Origin of the sequence: Quadrisphaera sp. DSM 44207, assembly GCF_900101335.1 — a bacterium.
Lineage (GTDB): Bacteria > Actinomycetota > Actinomycetes > Actinomycetales > Quadrisphaeraceae > DSM-44207.
In genome coordinates, this window is the sequence record NZ_FNKA01000001.1 from 742,432 (window position 1) to 764,339 (window position 21,908).

Below are 21,908 nucleotides of genomic sequence, written 5' to 3' on the forward strand. Positions count from 1 at the left end.
GGCGCGGGGTCCACCCGACCGGGCGCTGCGGGCGGGGACGGCGACACCTACGCTCCGCAGGTGCCCACTCCCGCCGTCCTGCGCCGCCGCCTCTACACCGCGGCGCTGGTCGCCTTCCGCCGGCTGCCGGCGCCGGTGCGCCGGGGGCTCGTGCGCGCCGGCACGCCCGGGTTCACGGTCGGCGCGGTGTGCGCGATCGAGCACGAGGGCCGGCTGCTGTTCCTGCGCCAGCCGCACCGGCCGGGCTGGTCCCTGCCCGGCGGCCTGCTGGACCGCGGCGAGGACCCGGCCACGGGCGTGCAGCGCGAGCTGCTGGAGGAGACCGGGCTGCGCGTGCGGGTGGGCCTGCCCCTGGCCACCCAGGTGAACCCGCGGGTGCGCCGCGTCGACGTGATCTACCGGCTGCGCGTGGACTCCCGGCCCGCCGTGGCCGCCGGCGGCGAGGCGCAGGAGGCGGCGTGGCTGCGCCCCGAGGAGGCGCGGGAGGGCTCCGACGCGCCCACCCTGGAGATCCTCGACCTGCTCGAGCGCGCGCAGCGCCCGGGCAGCCACGACGGCCGGGTCCTGCCCGCCCCGTGACGCGCCGGTGAGCCCCTCGTGAGCGGGCCGCGCCCGGGCCTGGCGGGCGTGGTCCTGGCGGCGGGCCTGGGCACCCGCCTGCGCCCCCTGACCGACCTGCGCCCCAAGGCGCTCGTGCCCGTGGGCGGCCGGCCGCTGCTGGACGCCGCGCTGCAGCGCCTCGCGCCGCACGCGGGCACCGGGCCGGAGCGGGTGGCCGTCAACGCCCACCACCACGCCGAGCGGGTCGTGCGCGCCGCGGGCGCGCGGGCCCACGCGTCCGTGGAGGCCCGCGAGCCCCTCGGCACGGCCGGGGCGCTCGGGGCGCTGGCCGGCTGGCTGGGCGGGCGCGACGTGCTGGTCACCAACGCCGACGCGTGGTCCCCGACCGGCGCCCGCGCGCTCGACGACCTCGTCGCCGGGTGGGACGGCGAGCGCTGCCGCCTCCTGTGCACGCCCGCGCGCGCCGGGGAGCGGGGGGACTTCGCGGACGCCGCGGGCCGCGCCGTCCGCTACGTCGGCTCGTGCCTGCTGCCGGGCCCGCTCGCCGCGGGCCTGGCACCGAGCCCCTCGGGCCTGTACGAGGTGCTGTGGCGGGACCTCGCCGAGCAGGGGCGCCTGGACCTGCTCGTGCGAGGGGGCGGGCCGGGCGAGCCGCCGCTGGCCGTGGACTGCGGCACCCCGGCGGACTACCTGCGCGCGAACCTGCTCGCCTCCGGCGGCGCCAGCGTCGTCGGGCAGGGCGCCGTCGTGCTCGGTCGCCTGGAGCGCTGCGTGGTCTGGGACGGCGCGTGGGTGGGCCCGGGAGAGCACCTCGTGGACGCCGTGCGCGCCGGCACGCGGGAACGGCCGGTGACGGTGGGCGCCGGGACCTGACGCGGGCGGCTGCTCCCCCGCCGCTGGGGGTTGCCGCGGCACGGGGCTCCCCGTGTACGGTTGGCCGCGGTTTGCGGTTGCACCTCTGCTCGTCCTCGGGCTCGCGGATGTGGTCGCGACACCCCGACACCAGCACAGAGGGAGATCAGCATGGCCCAGGGCACCGTCAAGTGGTTCAACGCCGAGAAGGGGTTCGGCTTCATCACCCCCGACGACGGCGGCGCCGACGTCTTCTGCCACTACAGCGCGATCAACGCCAGCGGCTACCGGTCGCTGGAGGAGAACCAGCGCGTCGAGTTCGACATCACGCAGGGCCAGAAGGGCCCGCAGGCGGAGAACGTCACACCGGTCTGAGCGCACCGAGCGCACCGCGCGCGGTGCTCACCGGCACCGCGCGCACGCACCACGAGGGGGACCCGGCGAGCTCGCCGGGTCCCCCTCGTCGTCCCGGCACGAGGAGGTCGGTCGTGGGGCGGGTGGCGCACCTGCACGCCGAGCAGGTCGTGCCGCGCGCGATGGTGCTGGCGCTCGGCGGACGGCGCCTGGCTCCCCTGCGCGCCCGGGCGTGCGCGCCGCTGGCCGGGCACGTCCTCGAGGTCGGCTTCGGCGCCGGCCCGAACGCGCCGCACTACCCGCCGGCGGTCACCCGGGTCAGCGCCGTCGAGCCCTCGGACGTCGCCTGGCGCCTGGCCCGGCGGCGCGTCGCCGCCGCGCCGGTGCCGGTGGAGCGGGTGGGGCTGGACGGCCAGCGCCTGCCGCTGCCCGACGCCTGCGTCGACGCCGCCCTCTCGACGTGGACGCTGTGCAGCATCCCCGACCCCGTCGCGGCCGCGGCCGAGGTGCGCCGGGTGCTGCGCCCGGGCGGGACCTGGCGCTTCGTCGAGCACGGCCTGGCCCCGGACGCGTCGGTGCGGCGCTGGCAGCACCGCCTCGACCCCTTCCAGGCCCGCCTGGCCGGCGGCTGCCGCCTGACCGTGCCCGTCGCCGAGGTGCTCGCCGCCGCCGGGCTGCGGCTGGAGGAGCTGCGCACCGGGTACCTGCCGGGGGCGCCGCGGCCGCTGGCGTTCCTCTACGAGGGCAGCACCGGCGCCTGAGCGCCGTACCGCTGCGCCGCCGGGCGCGGGCCCGGGCGGCCTCGACCTCCCGGTCCCTCGGCGGCGCGCTCGTCACGAGCTCGGCCAGCAGGCGCGCGGAGGCTGCGGCGACCTCCTCCACGGCGCGCTCGAACGCCGCGGCGTTGGCGCGCGAGGGCCTCGCGGTGCCGCTGAGCTTGCGCACGCACTGCACCGCGGCGCTGCGCACCTCGTCGTCGGTGGCCGGCGGCTCGAGGTTGGAGAGGGTGTGGATGCTGCGGCACACGCCGGCGAGCGTAGCCGCGCGCCGGGCGCCGCGTCAGCGGTCACCTGACCGCCGCCTCGATGCCCGGCACCACGCTGGCCTCGGAGCAGCTCCTCCGGGGCGGACCACGCGGATGAGCGGGTCCAGGACGTCGCGGACGTCACGGACGTCGCGCCGGGCGGCGTCGACGCCCTGCGCACAGGCGGATCCGGGCGTCATCGCCACACCCTCCAGGCCGTAGGTCGATCACCGCGATCAGCAGCCTCGCACGCCGTCGGCACGCCCGTTCCGCTCGTCACTGCCTGCCACCGGCGGCTGCTGTCGGTGGTCCCTGTCAGGGTCGCCCCATGGTGATCGCGCGCTGCAGCATCGTCCCCCCGTACCTGCTCGACCGCCTCGAGTCCGCCGGCGCCGCCCCGGCGGAGGCGCTCGCGGAGCCGGCGCGGCGCACCCGCGCGCTCGACGCGCGGCTGCGCCGGCAGCGGCCCGCACGGGCCAGGGCCAGCGCGGGCGCCGTGGAGCCGGGCCCGCAGCGCACCGTCAGCGACGCCGAGGGCGGCACCGAGCTGCCCGGCCGCACCGCGCGCCGCGAGGGCGAGGGCCCCACGGGCGACGTCGCGGTCGACGAGGCCTACGACGGCCTGGGCGCCACGTGGCGCATGCTGCGGGAGGCCTTCGAGCGCGACTCCCTCGACGACGCGGGGCGGCCCCTGCCGGCGACGGTGCACTACGGGCAGCGCTACGACAACGCCTTCTGGGACGGCGAGCGCATGGTCTTCGGGGACGGCGACGGGCGCGTCTTCGGCCGCTTCACCGCCTCCGTGAGCGTGATCGGGCACGAGCTGGGCCACGGCGTCGTGCAGTACACCGCCGACCTCGCCTACCGCGACCAGGCCGGCGCCCTCAACGAGCACGTCGCCGACGTCCTCGGCGTCCTCGTCGAGCAGCACGCCCTCGACCAGAGCGCCGAGGAGGCGAGCTGGCTGGTGGGCGCGGGGCTGTTCCAGCCCGGCATCCGGGGCGTGGCGCTGCGCTCGATGGCCGCGCCGGGCACCGCCTACGACGACCCGCTGCTGGGCCGCGACCCCCAGCCGGCGCACTGGCGCGACTACGTGGTCACCGACGAGGACGACGGCGGGGTGCACATCAACTCCGGCATCCCCAACCGGGCGTTCCACCTGGCCGCGACCGCGATCGGGGGCCGGACGTGGGAGGGCGCCGGACGGATCTGGTACGACGCCCTGCTCGACCCTACGCTGGCCGGGGACGCCGGCTTCGCGGCGTTCGCGGCGCGCACGCTGGCCGCCGCGGCCCGCCGCCACGGCGAGGGGTCGGCGCAGGTCGACGCCGTGCGCGCCGGCTGGGACGGCGTCGGGGTGGCGCCGCAGGAGTGAGGCCCCCGGGACGACGTCCCCGGAGCGGGGCCCAGGGGCGAGGAGGGCGCGTGCGGATCGCGGTCAGCCGCAGCGGCGGCGTCGCCGGGCTCGTGCGCCGCGCGGAGGTCGACACCGACGCGCGCGAGGACGCCGACGCCTGGCTGTCCCTGGCCGATCGCGCGGTGCCCCTGCCCGAGCCGCCCGACGGCGGGCCGGTGCGCGACGCCTTCGTGTGGACCATCGAGCTCGGCGACCAGCGGGCGGTGCTGCCGGACCGCTCGCTGACCGGCCCGCTGCGCACCCTGGCCGAGCGCGCCCTCGCCGAGGGCCGGCGCCCCGGCTGACCCCGCCGTCCTCGCGGCGGTGGTGCGACGGTCTCCAGCTCCTGGCGGTCAGCTCCTGGCGAACAGCCGGAGCGGCGCGGGTTGGGCGGCGCGAGAGCAGGGCACCACCGGGCGTGCTCCCCTTCGTGATCTTCGCCGTGGCGGGCGCCAGCGCGCTGCTGGCCGCGATGCTCCCCCGGGTGGTCCACGACCGGGCCTTCAGCCTGCCGATGGCCTTCCTCGGCGCCGGCGTCCTGCTGGGCCTGGTGCCCGGGCTGCCCGAGGTGGACCCGATGGCGCACCCGAAGGTCACCGAGCACCTCACCGAGGTCGTGGTGATCATCTCGCTGATGGGCGCCGGCCTGGCGATCGACCGGGTGGTCGGCTGGCGCCGCTGGGCCTCCACCTGGCGGCTGCTGGCGATCGCCATGCCGCTGACCATCGTGCTGGTCGCGTGGACCGGCAGCGCGCTGGCGGGCCTGCCGCTGGCCGCCGCGGTGCTGCTCGGCGCGGCGCTGGCGCCGACCGACCCGGTGCTGGCCAGCGACGTCCAGGTCGCCGAGCCGAGCGAGGAGGTCGGGGAGGACGAGGTGCGCTTCGCCCTGACCAGCGAGGCCGGCCTCAACGACGGCGCCGCCTTCCCCGCCGTCCACCTCGCCATCACGGTGGCCTCCGCCGGGCTCAGCAGCGGCGCGCTGCTGGGCTGGGCGCTGGAGGACCTGCTGCTGCGCACGGCGGTCGGCGTCGTCGGCGGCCTGGTCATCGGCGGCGTGCTGGGCCGCCTGTTCTTCCACTCCGCCCGCGACTACCTGCGCCTGTCGGAGGACGTCGAGGGCTTCACGGCCCTGGCCGTGACGTTCCTCGCCTACGGGCTGACGCAGCTGGCGCACGGCTACGGCTTCGTCGCCGTCTTCGTCGCCGCGTGCGCGTTCCGCGCCGCCGAGCGCGGCCACGGGGCGCACCAGGTCACGCACGGCTTCGTCGAGCAGGTCGAGCGGATGCTCACCGCGTGGGTGCTGCTGCTGCTCGGCGCGGCCCTGGCCGACGGGCTGCTGTCGGCGCTGACGTGGGAGCTGGCGCTGGTGGCCGTGCTGCTCGTCGTCGTGGTCCGCCCGCTGGTCGGCTGGCTCAGCATGCTCGGGGGCCCCGCCGGTCCCCGCGAGCGCCTGGTGATCGGGGTCTTCGGGGTCCGCGGCATCGGCTCGCTGTACTACCTGTCCTACGCCACCACCCACGAGGTGTTCCCGTCGGCGCAGCTGTGGGCCGTGGTGGGCCTGGCGGTCGCGCTGTCGGTGGTGCTGCACGGGATCACCGCGACGCCCGTGGTCACGCGCCTGGACCGGGACCGCGAGCGCGCGGCCCGTCGCCGGTTCGGGCGCGACCCGGACGAGCAGGAGCTGGCGTCGGTGAACCTGTGATCCCCGCAGCCCGGCCCTAGGGTGCTCCCATGCCCGTCCCGCCCTCCGGTGAGCAGCACGAGATCTCCTCGGGGCGCTACCGCGCCGTGGTCACGCAGGTCGGCGCCAGCCTGCGGGAGCTGACCGCCGACGGGCGCCCCCTGGTGCGCGGCTTCGGCGTCGAGCAGGTGCGCCCCTTCTACCGGGGTGCCGTGCTGGCGCCGTGGCCGAACCGCGTCGGCGACGGGCGCTACCGCTGGGAGGGCCAGGAGCAGCAGCTGCCGCTGACCGAGCCCGAGCGCGCCACCGCGCTGCACGGCCTGGCGGTGTGGCTGCCGTGGGAGGCGCTCGAGCGCACGGCCTCCTCGGTGGTGCTCGCCACCCGGGTCTGGCCCCAGGCGGGCTACCCCCACCTGCTGGACCTGCGGGCGACGTGCGCGCTGGACGAGGAGGGCCTGCACTGGTCGCTGCGCGCGGTCAACGCCGGCTCCGCGCCCGCCCCCTACGGCTGCTCGGTGCACCCCTACCTCGTCGCCGGCGAGGGCCGCGTCGACGACTGGACGCTGGAGCTGGCCGCCGACCGCTACCTGGACGTCGACCCCGAGCGGCTGCTGCCGCGCGGGGTCGAGGACGCGGCGGGCACGGACGCGGACCTGCGCGGGGGCCGGCCGCTGCGGGGGCTCTCCCTCGACCACGCGCTGACCGCGGTGGCCGACGCCCCCGGCCAGCCGGGCCGGCGGGTGGCGACCGTGCGCGCGGCCGACGGCAGCGGGGTGGCGATGCACTGGGACGCCGCCTGCCCGTGGGTGCAGGTGCACACCGCCGACCGGCCCGAGCCCGAGCACGACCGCGTCGGCCTGGCCGTGGAGCCGATGACCTGCCCGCCGGACGCGTTCCGCACCGGCACGGACCTCGTGCGCCTCGAGCCCGGCCAGGCGCACGAGGTGCGCTGGCGCATCAGCGCCGTCGACGCCTGAGCGCTACTCCCACTCGATGGTGCCGGGCGGCTTGCTCGTCACGTCGAGCACGACCCGGTTGACCTCCGGCACCTCGTTGGTGATGCGCGTGGAGATCCGCGCCAGCAGGTCGTGCGGCAGCCGGGCCCAGTCGGCGGTCATGGCGTCCTCGCTGGTGACCGGGCGCAGCACGACGGGGTGCCCGTAGGTGCGCCCGTCGCCCTGCACGCCCACGGAGCGGACGTCGGCGAGCAGCACCACCGGGCACTGCCAGATGGAGCGGTCCAGGCCTGCGGCGCTCAGCTCCTCGCGCACGACCGCGTCCGCGGCGCGCAGCGTCTCCAGGCGGTCGGCCGTGACCTCCCCGACGATGCGGATGCCCAGGCCGGGGCCGGGGAACGGCTGGCGCCACACGATCGCCTCGGGCAGCCCCAGCTCGGCGCCGACGGCGCGCACCTCGTCCTTGAACAGGGTGCGCAGCGGCTCCACCAGCTCGAACCGCAGGTCCTCGGGCAGGCCGCCGACGTTGTGGTGGCTCTTGATCGTGGCGGCGCCCTCGCCGCCGCCGGACTCCACGACGTCGGGGTAGAGGGTGCCCTGGACGAGGAAGCGCACCTCCCCGCCGTCCTCGGCGCCCGACCCGGTGACGAGGTCGCGGGCCGCGCCCTCGAACGCGCGGATGAACTCCCGGCCGATGACCTTGCGCTTGGCCTCGGGGTCGGTGACGCCGGCCAGCGCCGAGAGGAACTGCTCGACCGCGTCGACGACGACGAGCCTCACGCCCGTGGCGGCGACGAAGTCCTGCTCGACCTGCTCGGCCTCCCCGGCGCGCAGCAGCCCGTGGTCGACGAAGACGCAGGTCAGCTGGTCGCCGACGGCGCGCTGCACGAGGGCGGCCGCGACCGCGGAGTCGACCCCTCCCGACAGGCCGCAGAGGACGCGGGCGTCGCCGACCTGGGCGCGGATGCGCTCGACCTGCTCGGCGATGACGTTGCCGGTGGTCCAGTCGTCCGGCACGCCGGCGCCGCGGCGCAGGAAGTTCTCCAGCACGCGCTGGCCGAAGGCGGAGTGGCCGACCTCGGGGTGCCACTGCACGCCGTACAGCCGCCGCTCGTCGTCCTCGAAGGCCGCGACGGGCGCGCCGGGGCTGGAGGCGACGACGGAGAAGCCCTCGGGGGCGGCGCGCACGGCGTCGCCGTGGCTCATCCACACGCTCTGCTGCGCCGGCTGCCCGTGCAGCAGCGTGCTGTCGGCGTCGGCGACCTCGACCGGGGTGCCGCCGTACTCGCGCAGGCCGGTGCGGGCGACGTCCCCGCCGAGCGCCGAGGCCATCGCCTGGAACCCGTAGCAGATTCCGAGCACCGGCACGCCGGCGTCGAAGAGGGCGGGGTCGAGCTGCGGAGCGCCCTCGGCGTACACGGACGCCGGGCCGCCGGAGAGGATGATCGCCGCCGGGTCCTTGGCGAGCATCCGGTGCACGGGCGTGGAGCCCGGCACGATCTCGGAGTAGGAGCGGGCCTCGCGCACGCGCCGGGCGATCAGCTGGGCGTACTGCGCGCCGTAGTCGACGACGAGCACGGGGCGGTGGTGCGCCTCGGCCTGGCCCTCGGCGTCGCCGGGGTCGACGTCCGGGTCCACGCCGGGCTGGCGCGCCGGGTCCATCAGGCCGCTCACCGCGCGACCCCGGAGGCGCGCACCTCGCGCACGATGCGCCGCTCGACGACGAAGGAGAGCACCGGGACGACGCCGGCGAGCACCAGGGCGACGAAGCGGCCGAACGGCCAGCGCAGCTTCGACCACAGGTCGAACACGGTGACCAGGTACACCACGTACACCCAGCCGTGCGCGATCGCGACCAGGTCCCCCGCCCAGGCCCGCCCGCCCAGGAGCCCGTACTTCACGGCCATCTCCGCCACGAGCAGCAGCAGCATCACGCCGGTCACCCAGGCCATGACGCGGTAGCGGGCCAGGGCCGGGCCGACGCTGCGGCGCACCGCCCCGGCGGGACGGCGGGACCTGTCCTGGACGGAGCTCACCGGCCGGCCTCCTGGGTCTGCTCGACGACCTGCTGGTCGACCTGCTCGTGGCGCACCGGCCCATCCTCCCAGGTCCCGCCGACGGCGCCGTCCTCCTCGGCGCGCTCCTCCTGCTCGCCCCGGTGCCGCTCGCGCACCGCGCGCCACCACAGGAACACCGCGAAGGCGGCGAAGAGCCACCACTGCAGCGCGTAGGAGACGTTGCGCAGGTCCACCTCCGGCTCGGGGGCGGCGCTGGGCACGGCGGCCAGCGGCGCGGGCGCCTCCTCCTGCACGACGTAGCCCGTGTGCAGCGGCGGCTGCCAGACGTTGACGAGGTCCGCGGAGCTGACGGCGCTCAGCGCCGGGGCGCCGTCCGCGCCGGGCGCGACCCCGGCGGGCGGCTCGCCGGGCTGCAGCCGGCCGACCACCTCCACCTCGCCGTCCGGCGGGGCGGGCACCGACGCCTCCTGCCCCGCGGCCACCCAGCCGCGCACCACGGGCAGCAGCGCGGTGCCGCCCGCCGCCTGCACCTGCAGCGGCGCCAGCACCCAGGAGCCCTCCTCGCCGTCGAGGGCGCGACCGGCCACGAGCAGCTGCTCCTCGGGCAGGAACTGCCCGCGGGCGCTCACCCGCTGCCCGACCGCCGTCCCGGGGAAGGTCGTCGCGGGAGCCAGCACCTGCGCCAGCGGCAGCACCTGCTCCGCGGTGGACGGCGGGCCCTGCGAGCGCGAGCGCGCCAGCTGCCAGTCGCCGAGCGCCGCGAACGCCGTCGCGGCCGCCAGCGCCACGGCCAGCAGCAGCAGCGACCAGGGGCGCAGCGCGGTTCGCAGCACGGGCCCACGGTACGCGGGCGCGCGCTGGCCTCCGGCGTGCCCGCTGCGCCGCCGCCGTCGGTGACCGAGCTCCTGGCCGCCCTGCCCGCCCACCAGCGCGAGCTGTTCGAGCTGCGCGCGGCCCGCTGGTGGCCGGACCTGCGCGCGGGGCTCGGCGCGGTGTACGCGCCGGAGGTGGCCGCGCGGCTGGAGGGCTCGCTGCTGCACCTGGCGGCCGCCGCCCACGTCGAGCGCGTGACCGCGACCCCGGACCTCGCGCGCCTGAACCTGGTCCGCACGCTGCAGCCGGACCGGTTCCAGGCCCCGCGGATGCTCGGGTACGCCGCCTGCGCCGACCGGTCCGCGGGCGACCTGGCCGGGGTCGCGCGCAGGATCCCGTACCAGACCGCCGTGGCCGCCCTCGCGGGCGCAGCGCCCCGCCGCTGGGACGACGGGGCGCTGCGCCTGGACCCCCACCAGGCCCTGTGGCTGGTCAGGCCCTGACCACCCGTCGACCACCCGTGGGTCAGCCGCGGGTCAGCCGTGGGTCACTCGTCGTCCTCGTCGACCCAGTCGAGGGTGCGCTGCACGGCCTTGTTCCACTTGCGGTACATCCTGTCCGCGACGGCGCGGTCCAGGGCCGGCTCCCAGCGCCTGTCCTCGGCCCACTGCTGCGTCAGCTCCGCCTCGTCGCGCCAGAACCCCACGGCGAGCCCGGCGGCGTAGGCGGCCCCCAGCGCGGTGGTCTCGGCGATCTTCGGGCGCACCACCGGCACGCCGAGGATGTCGGCCTGGAACTGCATCAGCAGCTCGTTGGCGACCATGCCGCCGTCCACCCGCAGCTCGGTCAGGTCCACCCCGGAGTCCGCGTTCATGGCCTCCAGCACCTCGCGGGTCTGGAACGCCGTGGCCTCCAGCACCGCGCGGGCGACGTGGCCGCGGTTGACGTAGCGGGTCAGCCCGACCAGCGCGCCGCGGGCGTCGGAGCGCCAGTGGGGGGCGAACAGGCCCGAGAACGCCGGCACGAAGTACGCGCCGCCGTTGTCCTCCACCGACCGCGCCACGGCCTCGACCTCCCCGGCGCCGCCGATGACGCGCAGGTTGTCGCGCAGCCACTGCACCAGGGAGCCGGTGACGGCGATCGAGCCCTCGAGGGCGTAGACGGGCTTGCGCTCCCCGAGCTGGTAGCAGACCGTCGTCAGCAGCCCGTTCTTGGAGGCCACCGCCTCCTCCCCGGTGTTGAGCAGCATGAAGTTGCCCGTGCCGTAGGTGTTCTTGGCCATGCCCTTGGTGAAGCAGACCTGCCCGAAGGTGGCCGCCTGCTGGTCGCCGAGGGACCCGGCGATCTCCACCCCCGCCAGCGCGCCGGCGCGCCGGCCCTCCCCGTAGACCTCGGAGTTGGAGCGGATCTGCGGCAGCATCGACACCGGGATGCGCATGTCGGCGGCGATGGACTCGTCCCAGGCCAGGGTGCGGTAGTCCATGAGCATGGTGCGCGAGGCGTTGGAGACGTCGGTCAGGTGCTGCCCGCCCTCGGCCCCGCCGGTCATGTTCCACAGCAGCCAGGAGTCGACGGTCCCCATCAGCAGCTCGCCGCGCTCGGCGCGCTCGCGGGCGCCGTCGACGTTGTCGAGGATCCACGTCACCTTCGGGCCGGCGAAGTAGGTCGCCAGCGGCAGGCCGACCCTGTCCTTGTACCGGTCCGGGCCCCCGCCCAGCTCCCCGAGCTCGGTGACGATCCGGTCGGTGCGGGTGTCCTGCCAGACGATGGCGTTGTAGACCGGCTGCCCCGTGGCCCTGTCCCACACCACGGCGGTCTCGCGCTGGTTCGTCAGGCCCACGGCCACCAGGTCCGAGGCGACCAGGTCGGCGCGCGCCAGGGCCTGCCCGACGACCTCGCGGGTGTTGCCCCAGATCTCCAGCGGGTCGTGCTCGACCCACCCCGCGCGGGGGAAGATCTGCTGGTGCTCCTTCTGGCCCACGGCCGCCACGGAGCCGGAGTGGTCGAAGACCATGCAGCGGGTGCTCGTGGTGCCCTGGTCGATCGCGGCGATGAAGTCGGCCACGGGTCCTCCTCGGTGGGTCGGTGGGCGTCCTGGTTCGCGGGGTCGGTGCGAGCGCGCGGTCAGGGGCCGCTCACACCACGACCTGGTAGAGCAGGCCGGCGACGACGGCGCCGATGATCGGACCGACCACCGGCACCCAGGCGTAGCCCCAGTCGCTGGTGCCCTTGCCGCGGATCGGCAGCACCGCGTGGGCGATGCGCGGGCCCAGGTCGCGGGCGGGGTTGATGGCGTAGCCGGTGGGGCCGCCGAGGGAGGCGCCGATGCCGACGACGACGAGGGCGACGGCCAGCGGGCCGAGCTGGCTGGGCGTGTTGCCGGAGACGAGGATCCAGTACAGGAGCGCGAACGTCCCGACCGCCTCGGTGACGAGGTTCCAGCCGTAGCCGCGGATCGCGGGGCCGGTGGAGAACGTGCCGAGCTGCTCCGCCGCCACCTCGTGGGCGTCGTAGTGCTGGCGGTAGGCCAGCCACGCCAGCACCGCGCCGAGGAAGGCCCCGAGGAGCTGCGCCGCGAAGTAGACCAGCGTGCTGACGAACCCGACCGCCACGCCCGGGGCGTACTCGTCGGCCCCCGAGGCCAGCAGGCCCACCGTCACGGCCGGGTTCAGGTGCGCTCCGGAGCGGAAGGCGACGTAGACGCCGACGAAGACGCCCAGCCCCCACCCGAAGTTGATCAGCAGCCAGCCGCCGCCCTGGCCCTTGGACCCCGTCAGCAGGACGTTGGCCACGACGCCGACGCCGAACAGGAGCAGCAGCGCCGTGCCGAGCACCTCCGAGACGAAGACCTGACCCAGCGAGACGTCCACGGCGCGTCCTCCCCGACACCCTCGCGTCCCCGGCCCCGTTGCCGGGGGTCACCGGCTGTCGGAGGGCAGTCCTACTCTTGAGCGTGTCGCCCCGCAAGGGGATGATCTCGGGGCCGGACGGCGCGGACGGCGCGGACGCCGGCCCTCGACGGGAGGTTCCTCCGTGAGCTACGACGACGCCCTCAGCCCGCAGCACCGCGAGCGCTCCTGGCACGAGCTGTCGGGCGAGCGCTTCGACGTCCTGGTCGTCGGCGGCGGGGTGACGGGGGCGGGCGCCGCCCTCGACGCGACGACCCGCGGCCTGCGCACCGCGCTGGTCGAGCAGCGCGACTGGGCGTCGGGCACGTCCTCGCGCTCGAGCAAGCTCTTCCACGGCGGGCTGCGCTACCTCGAGCAGCTGAACTTCGCGCTCGTGCACGAGGCCCTGCGCGAGCGGGAGCTGAACCTGACCACGCTCGCCCCGCACCTGGTCAAGCCCGTCTCCTTCCTCTACCCCCTCAACCACCGGTTCTGGGAGCGCCCCTACGTCGGCGCGGGCATGGCCCTGTACGACGCGATGGCGGGCCTGACGAGCACCCGCGCGGTGCCGCTGCACAGGCACCTGACCCGCCACGGCGCGCTGCGCCTGGCCCCGGGCCTGAAGCCGGGCGCCTTCAAGGGGGCGCTGCGCTACTACGACGCGCAGGCGGACGACGCCCGCCACACCCTCACCGTGGTGCGCACCGCTGCGCACTACGGCGCGGTGGTGCGCTCCTCGACCGAGGTCGTCGGCCTGCTGCACGAGGGCGACCGCATCGTCGGGGCCACCGTGCGCGACGTGGAGACCGGGGCGCAGACCGAGGTCCGCGCCCGCGTGGTCGTCAACTGCACCGGGGTGTGGACCGACGACGTGCAGAAGATGGCCGGGGGCCGCGGGCGCTTCCGGGTGCGCGCGTCCAAGGGCGTGCACATCGTCGTCCCGCGCGACCGGTTCGCCTCCGAGACGGGGCTGATCCTGCGCACCGAGAAGTCGGTGCTGTTCTTCATCCCCTGGGGCACCCGCTGGATCATCGGGACGACGGACACCGACTGGGACCTCGACCGCGCGCACCCGGCGGCGACCAGGGCCGACATCGACTACATCCTCGAGCACGCCAACGAGGTGCTGGCCACCCCGCTGACCCACGACGACGTGCGCGGCGTCTACGCCGGGCTGCGCCCGCTGCTGGCCGGCGAGGAGGAGGGCACGAGCGCGCTCTCGCGCGAGCACGCCGTCGCCCGCCCGCAGCCGGGGCTGATCTCGATCGCCGGCGGCAAGTACACGACCTACCGGGTCATGGCGGCCGACGCGATCGACGCCGCGCGGGAGGACCTCGGCCCCTCCGTCGCCGACTCCGTGACCGCGAGGGTGCCGCTGCTCGGCGCGGAGGGCTACTACGCGCTGGTCAACCAGGTCGACGCGCTCGCCGAGCAGCACGGGGTGCCGCCGTGGCGGCTGCACCACCTGCTCGACCGGTACGGGTCGATGGCCCTGGACGTGCTGGCCCTCGCCGAAGACGACCCGTCGCTGCTCGAGCCGCTGCCCGGCGCGGAGGACTACCTGCGCGCCGAGATCCGCTACGCCGCCACGCACGAGGGGGCGCTGCACCTGGACGACCTGCTCGCCCGGCGCACGCGCATGTCCATCGAGTACTCCCACCGCGGGGTGGGCTCCGCGCGCGCGGCCGCCGAGCTGGTGGCCGACGTCCTCGGCTGGGATGACGAGCGGGTGGAGGCCGAGGTGAGCTCCTACACCGAGCGGGTCGAGGCCGAGCGCGCCTCGCAGGAGCTGCCGACCGACGAGGCGTCCGACGCCGCCCGGCGGGCCGCCCCGGACTCCCGGCCGCTGCTGGTGTGAGCCGCGGGCCTCACCGGGGAGGGGTCAGGAGCGCGTCGACGACGTAGATCGTGGAGTCGTCGGCCCGGATGCCTCCGCACACGATCGACGCCTCGCCGTCGACCGTGTACTCCTGGCCGCTGCCCTCGACCGTGAGGGTGCCGCCCTGGAGGGTCTCGTAGGTCCCGGCGACCTCCGGGGCCAGCCCCTGCGGCACGACGTGGTACTGCAGCACCTCACCGCGCGAGGCCGGATCGGCCAGGGCGGCGAGGTCGGAGATCCCCAGGGAGGCGAAGGCGTCGTCGCTGGGGGCGAAGACCGCGCCCGCGGGCAGGTCGTCGAGCCGCTGGCCCAGGCCGGCGGACTCCACGGCGCTCGCCAGGCGCGACAGCTGCGGCACGCTCGCCAGCGCCGAGGACAGCGGCTGGTCCGGCAGCTGGCCGCCGGAGGGCAGGGAGGCGCAGCCGGGCCCGAACGGCGCGGCGGCGGTGGTGCCGGCGCTCGCCGAGCCGTCCGGGGCGGGTGCCTGCGTCGCCGCCGGGTCGGTGCCGGCGTCGGTGCCGGCGTCGGTGCCGGCGTCGGTGCCGGCGTCGGTGCCACCGGTGCAGGAGAGGGCGCCCGCACCGAGGCAGCACGCGAGCAGGCCGGCCGCGGTGGCTCGGCTGAGGCGAGGGGACACGGGGGGCTCCTCCTGTCGGGACCGAGCGGGCGGTCGGTCAGGTCGACTGGTCGGACCAGGCGGTCGCATCGGCTGGTCGGGTCGGCTGGTCGGGTCGGCTGGTCAGGTCGGCTGGTACGGGGAGACGACGACGTCGACGCGCTGGAACTCCTTGAGGTCGGAGTACCCGGTCGTCGCCATCGCCCGGCGCAGCGCGCCGACGAGGTTCGTCGTGCCGTCCGCGGTGCGCCCGGGCCCGAGCAGGATGTCCCGCAGCGAGCCGACGGTGCCCACGTGCACCCTCAGCCCCCGGGGCAGCTCGCCGTGGTGGGCCTCAGGCCCCCAGTGCCAGCCGCGCCCGGGCGCCTCGCTGGCGCGCGCGAGCGCCGCCCCCAGCATCACGGCGTCCGAGCCGCAGGCGAACGCCTTGACGACGTCGCCGGAGCGGCCCATGCCGCCGTCCGCGATGACGTGCACGTACCGGCCGCCGGACTCGTCGAGGTAGTCCCGCCGGGCGGCGGCGACGTCCGCGACGGCGCTGGCCATGGGCGCGTGGATGCCGAGCGTGGTGCGCGTGGTGTGCGCCGCTCCCCCGCCGAACCCCACGAGCACGCCGGCGGCGCCGGTGCGCATCAGGTGCAGCGCCGCGGTGTACGTGGCCGCTCCCCCGACGACGACGGGCACGTCGAGCTCGTAGATGAACTGCTTGAGGTTCAGCGGCTCCACGTCGGGGGCGGCCACGTGCTCGGCCGAGACCGTGGTGCCGCGGATGACGAACAGGTCGACGCCGGCGTCCACGACCGTCTTCCACAGCTGCTGGGTGCGCTGGGGGCTGAGCGCCCCGGCGACGACGACGCCGGCGCCGCGCACCTGCGCGATGCGCTCGGTGACGAGGTCGGGGTCGATGGGCGCGGCGTACAGCTCCTGCATGCGGGCCGTGGCGACCGCGGCGTCGAGCCCGGCGATCTCCGCGAGCAGGGGCTCGGGGTCGGGGTAGCGGGTCCACAGGCCCTCGAGGTCGAGGACGCCGACGCCGCCGAGGCGGCCCATGGCGATGGCGGTGGCCGGGGAGACCACGGAGTCCATGGGCGCGGCCATCACCGGCACCTCGAACGCGTACGCGTCCAGCTTCCAGGAGACGGACACGACCTCTGGGTCGCGCGTGCGCCGGCTGGGCACGACGGCCACGTCGTCGAAGGAGTACGCGCGCCGCCCCCGCTTGCCGCGGCCGATCTCGATCTCGCTCACGTCGCTCCTCGCCGCGGCCCTCAGCGGCCGGAGTAGTTGGGGGCCTCGAGCACCATCTGCACGTCGTGCGGGTGGGACTCCTTCAGCCCGGCGGCGGTGATCCGCACGAAGCGGCCGCGCTCCTTCAGCTGCGGCACCGTGGCGGCGCCGCAGTAGAACATCGACTGGCGCAGGCCGCCGACGAGCTGGTGCGCCACCGCCGCCAGCCGCCCGCGGTAGGGCACGAGGCCCTCGACGCCCTCGGGCACGAACTGCTCGGTGGAGGAGACGTCGTTCTGGAAGTAGCGGTCCTTGGAGAAGGAGCGGGTGCCCGTGCGGGTCTGCTGCGCGCCCAGGGAGCCCATGCCGCGGTAGGACTTGTACTGCTTGCCGTTGGAGAAGACCAGCTCGCCGGGGCTCTCCTCGCAGCCGGCGAGCAGCGAGCCGAGCATCACGGTGTCGGCGCCGGCGACGAGCGCCTTCGCGATGTCGCCGGAGTGCTGCAGGCCGCCGTCTCCCACGACGGGGACGCCGGCGGGCGCGCACGCGGCCGCGGCCTCGGCGATGGCGGTCACCTGCGGCACGCCCACGCCCGCCACGACGCGCGTGGTGCAGATGGACCCCGGCCCCACGCCGACCTTGACGCCGTCGACGCCGGCGTCGACGAGCGCCTGCGCGGCGGCGCGGGTGGCCACGTTGCCGCCGACGACGTCCACGGACGCCGCGGCCGGCTCCGCCTTCAGGCGGGCGACCATGTCGAGCACAGCGCGCGAGTGCCCGTGCGCCATGTCGACGACGACGACGTCGACGCCGGCCTCGACGAGGAGCATCGCGCGCTTCCAGGCGTCGTCGAAGATGCCGACGGCCGCGGCCACGCGCAGGCGGCCGGCGTCGTCCTTCGTCGCGAGCGGGTACTGCTCGCGCTTGACGAAGTCCTTGACGGTGATCAGGCCCCGCAGGCGCCCGGCGCCGTCCACGAGCGGCAGCTTCTCGACCTTGTGCCGGGCGAGCAGAGCCATGGCGTCGTCGGGGGCGATGCCCACCGGTGCGGTCACCAGCGGCAGCGGCGTCATGACGTCGCGCACGAGGCGGGAGCGGTCGGTCTCGAACCGCAGGTCGCGGTTGGTGACGATGCCGAGCAGGGTCGCGTCGGCGTCCACGACCGGCACGCCGGAGATGCGGTAGTGGCGGCACAGCACGTCGACCTCGGCGAGCGTCGCCTCCGGACCGCACGTGACCGGGTGCGTGACCATGCCGGCCTCGGACCGCTTGACGAGGTCGACCTGGGTGGCCTGCTCCTCCGCCGAGAGGTTGCGGTGCAGGACGCCGAGCCCGCCCTGGCGCGCCATCGCGATCGCCATCCGCGACTCGGTGACGGTGTCCATGGCGCTGGAGAGCAGCGGGACGGCGACCTCGACCCGCCGCGAGACCCGCGAGCGGGGCTCGGCGGCGCTGGGCACGACGTCGGACTCGCCCGGCAGGAGCAGGACGTCGTCGAAGGTCAGGCCGAGGAGGCCGAACTTCTCGTCGAGGGAGGCGTCCACCCGAGGAGCCTACCCGCGTGCCCCGCTCGGCCCGGACGCCCGCGGGCGCCTCCCCGGGGCGCCTCCCCGGGGACCGGGCGGGTCAGTGCACCAGCCCCAGCCGGAAGCCCTTGGCGACCGCCTGGGCGCGGTCGGCGGCGCCCAGCTTGCGGAACAGGCGGCGCGCGTGGGTCTTCACGGTGTCCTCGGAGAGGAACAGCTCCTTGCCGATCTCGGCGTTGCTGCGCCCGCGGCCCATGCCGGTGAGCACCTGCAGCTCGCGCTCGGTCAGAGTCGGCGCGGTCGCGGCGTCGTCGCGGCGCGAGCCGCGGGCGCGGCCGGCGCCGACGTCCGCCAGGGCGCCGACGACGGCGGCGGCGAGCTCGGCGCGGGAGGCGTCCTTGACGACGTAGCCGCGGGCGCCGGCGGCGACCGCGCGGGCCACGCCCTCGACGTCCTCGGCCACGGTGAGCATGAGCACGGGCGCGCCGGGGTGGCGCGAGAGCAGGCGGCGGGCGGCCTCGACGCCGCCGATGCCGGGCATGCGCACGTCCACGAGGACGAGGGCGGGCCGCTCGAGGGGCCAGCGGGTGAGCACCTCCTCACCCGAGGAGGCGCCGGTCACGCGGGTCACGCCGGCCACGCCGGCCACCGCGCGACGCAGGTTCTCCCGCACCAGCGGGGAGTCGTCGCACACCATCACCGTCGACACCAGGACCTCCGGACAGCCGCGCGCAGCGGCCCGGGCGGCCGTGCGTCCTGCTGCTCATCGGCAGGCGGGGAGGGCGACCTGAGCGCCCCGGCACCCGGAGGGGAGCGGGCGGGCCGGGAGGCGGGGGGGGGGGGGGGGGGGGCTCAGGGGACGGCGGCCTCCTCGAGCGCCTCCTGCGCGCCCTCCAGGGTCGGGGTGCGGTCGACGACGCGGCCGGCGGGGGTGCGCACGCTCTCCCACCCGGGGCCGGAGAGCACCAGGCGCGAGGGGGCCCGCAGGCGAGGCAGCACCGACAGCTGCCCGGGGTCGCGCACGGGGTGCTGGGCGTGCAGCAGCACCGCGACGGGGCCCGTGCGGCGCACGGCGGCGGCGAGCGCCTCGCGCGGCAGCCCGGGGGCGAGCACCCGCGGGGCGATGCCGGACGCGGCGGCGGCAGCCGCGAGCACGTGCAGCGGCAGGCTCTCCGTCTCGCCGTCGGCCGCCGCGAGCAGGACGACGGCGGAGGTGCGCAGCGGCGGTGCGGGCAGCTCGCGCAGGGCGGCGAGCACGGCCGCGGCCAGCAGCGTCCCGGTGTCGACGCCGGGACCGGTGGCCTCCCAGCGGCGCCCGAGCGCGCGCAGCGCCGGCTCGGCCAGCTGCTCCCACGCGGGCACGGGCCCGAGGCGCTCGCAGGCGGTGCGCACGAGGCGGGTGCACTCGGCGGCGTCCAGGGCCAGGGCGGCCCGCTGCAGCAGGTCGCGGCCCGCGGGCGAGGGGCGCCGGGTCAGCGGCGTGCGGTCGGCGGCCGCGGGGAGCTCCTCCGGCTCCAGCGGCGCGTGCTGCAGGGCGCTGGCGGCGCCGGCGTTGCGCGCGGCGCGGGCGGCCTCCGCGGGCGGCACCCCCTCGAGGGTGAGGCGGCGCATGACGATCAGGCGCGCGAGGTCCTCCAGCGTGTAGCGGCGGTGCGCGCCGGCCTCGTGGGCGGTGGGCCCCAGGCCGTAGCGGCGGGCCCACGTGCGCAGGGTGGCGGGCGCCACCCCGAGCCGCCGCGCGACCGCGGCGACGGTCAGCGCCGGCGCGACGGGCTCGACCGCGTGCGGCTCGGGCGGGGCCATCGCCCCAGTGTGGAGGCGCTCTAGGGGGCCTGCCACCCGTTCCGGAAGGCCGGGGATCCGTCCCGCTGATCTTCCGTCGAGGGGTGCTTGAACAACCTCTGGAGCGGTTGTAGTGTCGATGTCGACCGAGATCCCGTCCCGCGAGCAGCAGTACCCCCGCGCGGATCGGGACGAAACGTGACGCGGCCCCTCGCACGGGCCCTGTGCACCACCGAGGAGGCACCCGTGGCTGAGATCTCTCGGCTCCCCGGGCCCGTGGCCGACGTCTGGGAGTGGCAGCTGCAAGGCGCGTGCCGCGAGCACGACACCAACCTGTTCTTCCACCCCGAGGGCGAGCGCGGCCCGGCGCGGCGCAACCGCGACGCCGCTGCCGTGGCCGTGTGCGGGAGCTGCCCGGTGATGGACGAGTGCCGGCGCCACTCCCTCGCGGTGCGCGAGCCGTACGGCGTGTGGGGCGGCCTGACCGAGGACGACCGCGAGCGCCTCTACGCCGCGCAGCGCGGCGACCGGGGCCTGGAGTCCCTGCCGCGCGCCAGCTGACCCGCCGCACCACCCGCACGACGGCGAAGGCCCTCGGACCCGCAGGTCCGGGGGCCTTCGCCGTGCTCCAGCGGCTCGGGAGCCGCTCAGCGGCCCAGGAGGGCCAGGAGGCTCAGTGGCCGTGGCCGTGGCCGTGCCCGGCGGCCTCGGCGGCCTCCTCCGGCTTGTCGACCACGAGGGTGTCCGTGGTCAGCACCATCGACGCGATGGACGCGGCGTTGACGAGCGCGGAGCGGGTGACCTTCACCGGGTCGAGCACGCCCTGGGCGACCAGGTCGCCGTACTCGCCGGTGGCGGCGTTCAGGCCCGAGCCCGGCTGCAGGGAGCGCACGCGCTCGACGGCGACATAGCCCTCCAGGCCGGCGTTCTCGGCGATCCACCGCAGCGGCTCGACGACGGCCGTGCGCACGAGCGCGGCGCCGGTCGCCTCGTCACCGCTCAGCTGCAGGTCGTCGACCGCGCCGGCGGCGTGCACGAGGGCGGAGCCGCCGCCGGCGACGATGCCCTCCTCGATCGCGGCGCGCGTGGCGGAGACGGCGTCCTCGATGCGGTGCTTCTTCTCCTTCAGCTCCACCTCGGTGGCGGCGCCGACCTTGACGACGCACACCCCGCCGGCGAGCTTGGCGAGGCGCTCCTGCAGCTTCTCGCGGTCCCAGTCGGAGTCGGTGCGCTCGATCTCGGTGCGGATCTGCGCGACGCGCGCCTCGACCTCGGCGGGGTCGCCGGCGCCGTCCACGACCGTGGTGTCGTCCTTGGTGATGACGACGCGGCGGGCGCTGCCGAGCACCTCCAGGCCGACCTGGTCGAGCTTGAGGCCCACCTCGGGGCTGACGACCTGGGCGCCGGTGAGGACGGCGAGGTCCTGCAGGACCGCCTTGCGGCGGTCGCCGAAGCCGGGGGCCTTGACCGCGGCGGCGGTGAAGGTGCCGCGGATCTTGTTCACGACGAGGGTCGACAGCGCCTCGCCCTCGACGTCCTCGGCCACGACGAACAGCGGCTTGCTGGTCTGCAGGACCTTCTCCAGCAGCGGCAGGACCTCGGCCACCGAGGAGATCTTGTTCTGGGAGATGAGCACGTGGGCGTCCTCGAGGACGGCCTCCATGCGCTCGGAGTCGGTGACGAAGTAGGGCGAGATGTAGCCCTTGTCGAACTGCATGCCCTCGGTGAGCTCCAGCTCCATCGCCGTGGTGGAGGACTCCTCCACGGTGATGACGCCGTCCTTGCCGACCTTGTCGAAGGCCTGCGACAGCAGCTCGCCGACCGCCGGGTCCTGCGCGGAGATGGTGGCGACCTGGGCGATCTCGTCCTTGCCCTCGACCTCGCGGGCCGTGGCGAGCAGGCGGTCGCCGACGGCGCCCACGGCCGCGTCGATGCCGCGCTTGAGGGCGGCGGGGGCGGCGCCGGCGGCGACGTTGCGCAGGCCCTCGCGGACCATCGCCTGGGCCAGCACGGTCGCGGTGGTGGTGCCGTCGCCCGCGACGTCGTTGGTCTTGGTGGCGACCTCCTTGGCGAGCTGGGCGCCGAGGTTCTCGTACGGGTCCTCCAGCTCCACCTCGCGGGCGATGGTCACGCCGTCGTTGGTGATGGTGGGGGCGCCCCACTTCTTGTCGATGACGACGTTGCGGCCGCGGGGGCCGAGGGTCACCTTGACGGCGTTCGCGAGCGCGTCGACGCCGCGCTCGAGGGAGCGGCGGGCGGACTCGTCGAACTGCAGGGTCTTGGCCATGTCCTCTTCCTTCGGTGGTGCTCAGGGTCTTCACGACGGACGCCCCGG

At 76.2% G+C, this 21,908-nt stretch carries 22 protein-coding genes and 1 pseudogene; 11 read left to right on the forward strand and 12 right to left on the reverse strand.

Features of this window, described 5'->3' with window-relative positions; all coding sequences use genetic code 11:
- Positions 1 to 60 precede the first annotated feature (60 nt).
- From BLS82_RS03420 to BLS82_RS03435, 4 genes are all read left to right on the forward strand, one after another.
- Positions 61 to 579 (forward strand): NUDIX hydrolase, encoded by a 519-nt coding sequence (locus BLS82_RS03420; protein ID WP_092861557.1) that lies wholly within the window; start codon positions 61 to 63, stop codon positions 577 to 579.
- Positions 580 to 597: 18 nt separating this feature from the next.
- Complete coding sequence (locus tag BLS82_RS03425; protein WP_218123496.1) at positions 598 to 1,434, forward strand: nucleotidyltransferase family protein; 837 nt, start codon at positions 598 to 600, stop codon at positions 1,432 to 1,434.
- Between the two features lie 150 nt (positions 1,435 to 1,584).
- Positions 1,585 to 1,788 carry a transcription antiterminator/RNA stability regulator CspE gene (locus BLS82_RS03430; protein WP_092861559.1) on the forward strand — a complete coding sequence of 68 codons (204 nt, stop codon included), beginning with the start codon at positions 1,585 to 1,587 and terminating at the stop codon, positions 1,786 to 1,788.
- Between the two features lie 161 nt (positions 1,789 to 1,949).
- Positions 1,950 to 2,528, forward strand: a complete 579-nt coding sequence (locus tag BLS82_RS03435) for a class I SAM-dependent methyltransferase (protein ID WP_176818951.1) — start codon at positions 1,950 to 1,952, stop codon at positions 2,526 to 2,528.
- On the opposite strand, the pseudogene BLS82_RS16700 reads toward BLS82_RS03435, so the two are convergent.
- Positions 2,504 to 2,793, reverse strand: a pseudogene (locus BLS82_RS16700) (DUF2277 domain-containing protein). The gene BLS82_RS03435 and the pseudogene BLS82_RS16700 overlap by 25 nt on opposite strands.
- Positions 2,794 to 3,119: 326 nt before the next feature.
- Here BLS82_RS16700 and BLS82_RS03445 point away from each other — a divergent pair.
- The 4 genes from BLS82_RS03445 (at position 3,120) to BLS82_RS03460 (ending at position 6,845) form a co-directional block, all read left to right on the forward strand.
- The gene (locus BLS82_RS03445; RefSeq protein WP_092861561.1) at positions 3,120 to 4,166 is read left to right on the forward strand and encodes a M4 family metallopeptidase; all 1,047 of its coding nucleotides are present in this window, start codon (positions 3,120 to 3,122) and stop codon (positions 4,164 to 4,166) included.
- Positions 4,167 to 4,216: 50 nt separating this feature from the next.
- Positions 4,217 to 4,492: a protealysin inhibitor emfourin gene (locus BLS82_RS03450; protein ID WP_092861563.1), complete on the forward strand. Its 276-nt coding sequence runs from the start codon at positions 4,217 to 4,219 to the stop codon at positions 4,490 to 4,492.
- A 113-nt stretch (positions 4,493 to 4,605) separates the two neighbouring features.
- On the forward strand, positions 4,606 to 5,889 hold the full coding sequence (locus tag BLS82_RS03455) for a cation:proton antiporter (protein WP_218123498.1): 1,284 nt from the start codon (positions 4,606 to 4,608) through the stop codon (positions 5,887 to 5,889).
- Between the two features lie 29 nt (positions 5,890 to 5,918).
- Positions 5,919 to 6,845, forward strand: coding sequence for an aldose 1-epimerase family protein (locus BLS82_RS03460; protein ID WP_092861565.1), 927 nt, complete (start codon positions 5,919 to 5,921; stop codon positions 6,843 to 6,845).
- A 3-nt stretch (positions 6,846 to 6,848) separates the two neighbouring features.
- On the opposite strand, the gene guaA is transcribed toward BLS82_RS03460, so the two are convergent.
- From guaA to BLS82_RS15570, 3 genes are read right to left on the reverse strand one after another with little or no spacing between them, the layout of a single operon-like run.
- On the reverse strand, positions 6,849 to 8,486 hold the full coding sequence (gene guaA / locus BLS82_RS03465; protein WP_092862740.1) for a glutamine-hydrolyzing GMP synthase: 1,638 nt from the start codon (positions 8,484 to 8,486) through the stop codon (positions 6,849 to 6,851).
- Between the two features lie 8 nt (positions 8,487 to 8,494).
- Positions 8,495 to 8,860, reverse strand: coding sequence for a DUF3817 domain-containing protein (locus tag BLS82_RS03470; protein ID WP_255378078.1), 366 nt, complete (start codon positions 8,858 to 8,860; stop codon positions 8,495 to 8,497).
- Positions 8,857 to 9,675 (reverse strand): SURF1 family protein, encoded by an 819-nt coding sequence (locus BLS82_RS15570; protein ID WP_176818904.1) that lies wholly within the window; start codon positions 9,673 to 9,675, stop codon positions 8,857 to 8,859. Before BLS82_RS15570 ends, BLS82_RS03470 begins: the two co-directional genes overlap by 4 nt.
- Before the next feature lie 36 nt (positions 9,676 to 9,711).
- On the opposite strand from BLS82_RS15570, the gene BLS82_RS15575 reads away from it, so the two are divergent.
- Entirely contained in the window at positions 9,712 to 10,158 is a 447-nt protein-coding gene (locus tag BLS82_RS15575) for a hypothetical protein (RefSeq protein WP_176818905.1), read from the forward strand.
- Between the two features lie 44 nt (positions 10,159 to 10,202).
- Here BLS82_RS15575 and glpK read toward each other — a convergent pair whose 3' ends face one another.
- Together glpK and BLS82_RS03485 are read right to left on the reverse strand one after the other, a co-directional pair.
- Complete coding sequence (gene glpK, locus BLS82_RS03480) at positions 10,203 to 11,720, reverse strand: glycerol kinase GlpK (protein ID WP_092861569.1); 1,518 nt, start codon at positions 11,718 to 11,720, stop codon at positions 10,203 to 10,205.
- A 70-nt stretch (positions 11,721 to 11,790) separates the two neighbouring features.
- Positions 11,791 to 12,513 carry an MIP/aquaporin family protein gene (locus BLS82_RS03485; protein ID WP_092862744.1) on the reverse strand — a complete coding sequence of 241 codons (723 nt, stop codon included), beginning with the start codon at positions 12,511 to 12,513 and terminating at the stop codon, positions 11,791 to 11,793.
- Between the two features lie 175 nt (positions 12,514 to 12,688).
- Here BLS82_RS03485 and BLS82_RS03490 point away from each other — a divergent pair, with 175 nt between their 5' ends.
- Positions 12,689 to 14,401, forward strand: a complete 1,713-nt coding sequence (locus tag BLS82_RS03490; protein ID WP_092861571.1) for a glycerol-3-phosphate dehydrogenase/oxidase — start codon at positions 12,689 to 12,691, stop codon at positions 14,399 to 14,401.
- A 10-nt stretch (positions 14,402 to 14,411) separates the two neighbouring features.
- Here BLS82_RS03490 and BLS82_RS03495 read toward each other — a convergent pair whose 3' ends face one another.
- From BLS82_RS03495 to BLS82_RS03515, 5 genes are all read right to left on the reverse strand, one after another.
- Entirely contained in the window at positions 14,412 to 15,059 is a 648-nt protein-coding gene (locus tag BLS82_RS03495; protein ID WP_143028732.1) for a fasciclin domain-containing protein, read from the reverse strand.
- Between the two features lie 102 nt (positions 15,060 to 15,161).
- Positions 15,162 to 16,286 (reverse strand): GuaB3 family IMP dehydrogenase-related protein, encoded by a 1,125-nt coding sequence (locus BLS82_RS03500; protein ID WP_092861575.1) that lies wholly within the window; start codon positions 16,284 to 16,286, stop codon positions 15,162 to 15,164.
- Between the two features lie 20 nt (positions 16,287 to 16,306).
- On the reverse strand, positions 16,307 to 17,809 hold the full coding sequence (gene guaB, locus BLS82_RS03505) for an IMP dehydrogenase (RefSeq protein WP_092861577.1): 1,503 nt from the start codon (positions 17,807 to 17,809) through the stop codon (positions 16,307 to 16,309).
- Between the two features lie 82 nt (positions 17,810 to 17,891).
- On the reverse strand, positions 17,892 to 18,500 hold the full coding sequence (locus tag BLS82_RS03510) for a response regulator transcription factor (RefSeq protein WP_092861579.1): 609 nt from the start codon (positions 18,498 to 18,500) through the stop codon (positions 17,892 to 17,894).
- Between the two features lie 143 nt (positions 18,501 to 18,643).
- A complete protein-coding gene (locus BLS82_RS03515; protein ID WP_092861581.1) occupies positions 18,644 to 19,594 on the reverse strand; it encodes a MerR family transcriptional regulator in 951 nt (316 codons plus the stop codon).
- Between the two features lie 225 nt (positions 19,595 to 19,819).
- On the opposite strand from BLS82_RS03515, the gene BLS82_RS03520 reads away from it, so the two are divergent.
- Positions 19,820 to 20,134 carry a WhiB family transcriptional regulator gene (locus BLS82_RS03520; protein WP_092861583.1) on the forward strand — a complete coding sequence of 105 codons (315 nt, stop codon included), beginning with the start codon at positions 19,820 to 19,822 and terminating at the stop codon, positions 20,132 to 20,134.
- A 112-nt stretch (positions 20,135 to 20,246) separates the two neighbouring features.
- On the opposite strand, the gene groL is transcribed toward BLS82_RS03520, so the two are convergent.
- Positions 20,247 to 21,860 carry a chaperonin GroEL gene (gene groL / locus BLS82_RS03525; protein ID WP_092861585.1) on the reverse strand — a complete coding sequence of 538 codons (1,614 nt, stop codon included), beginning with the start codon at positions 21,858 to 21,860 and terminating at the stop codon, positions 20,247 to 20,249.
- Between the last annotated feature and the right edge of the window lie 48 nt (positions 21,861 to 21,908).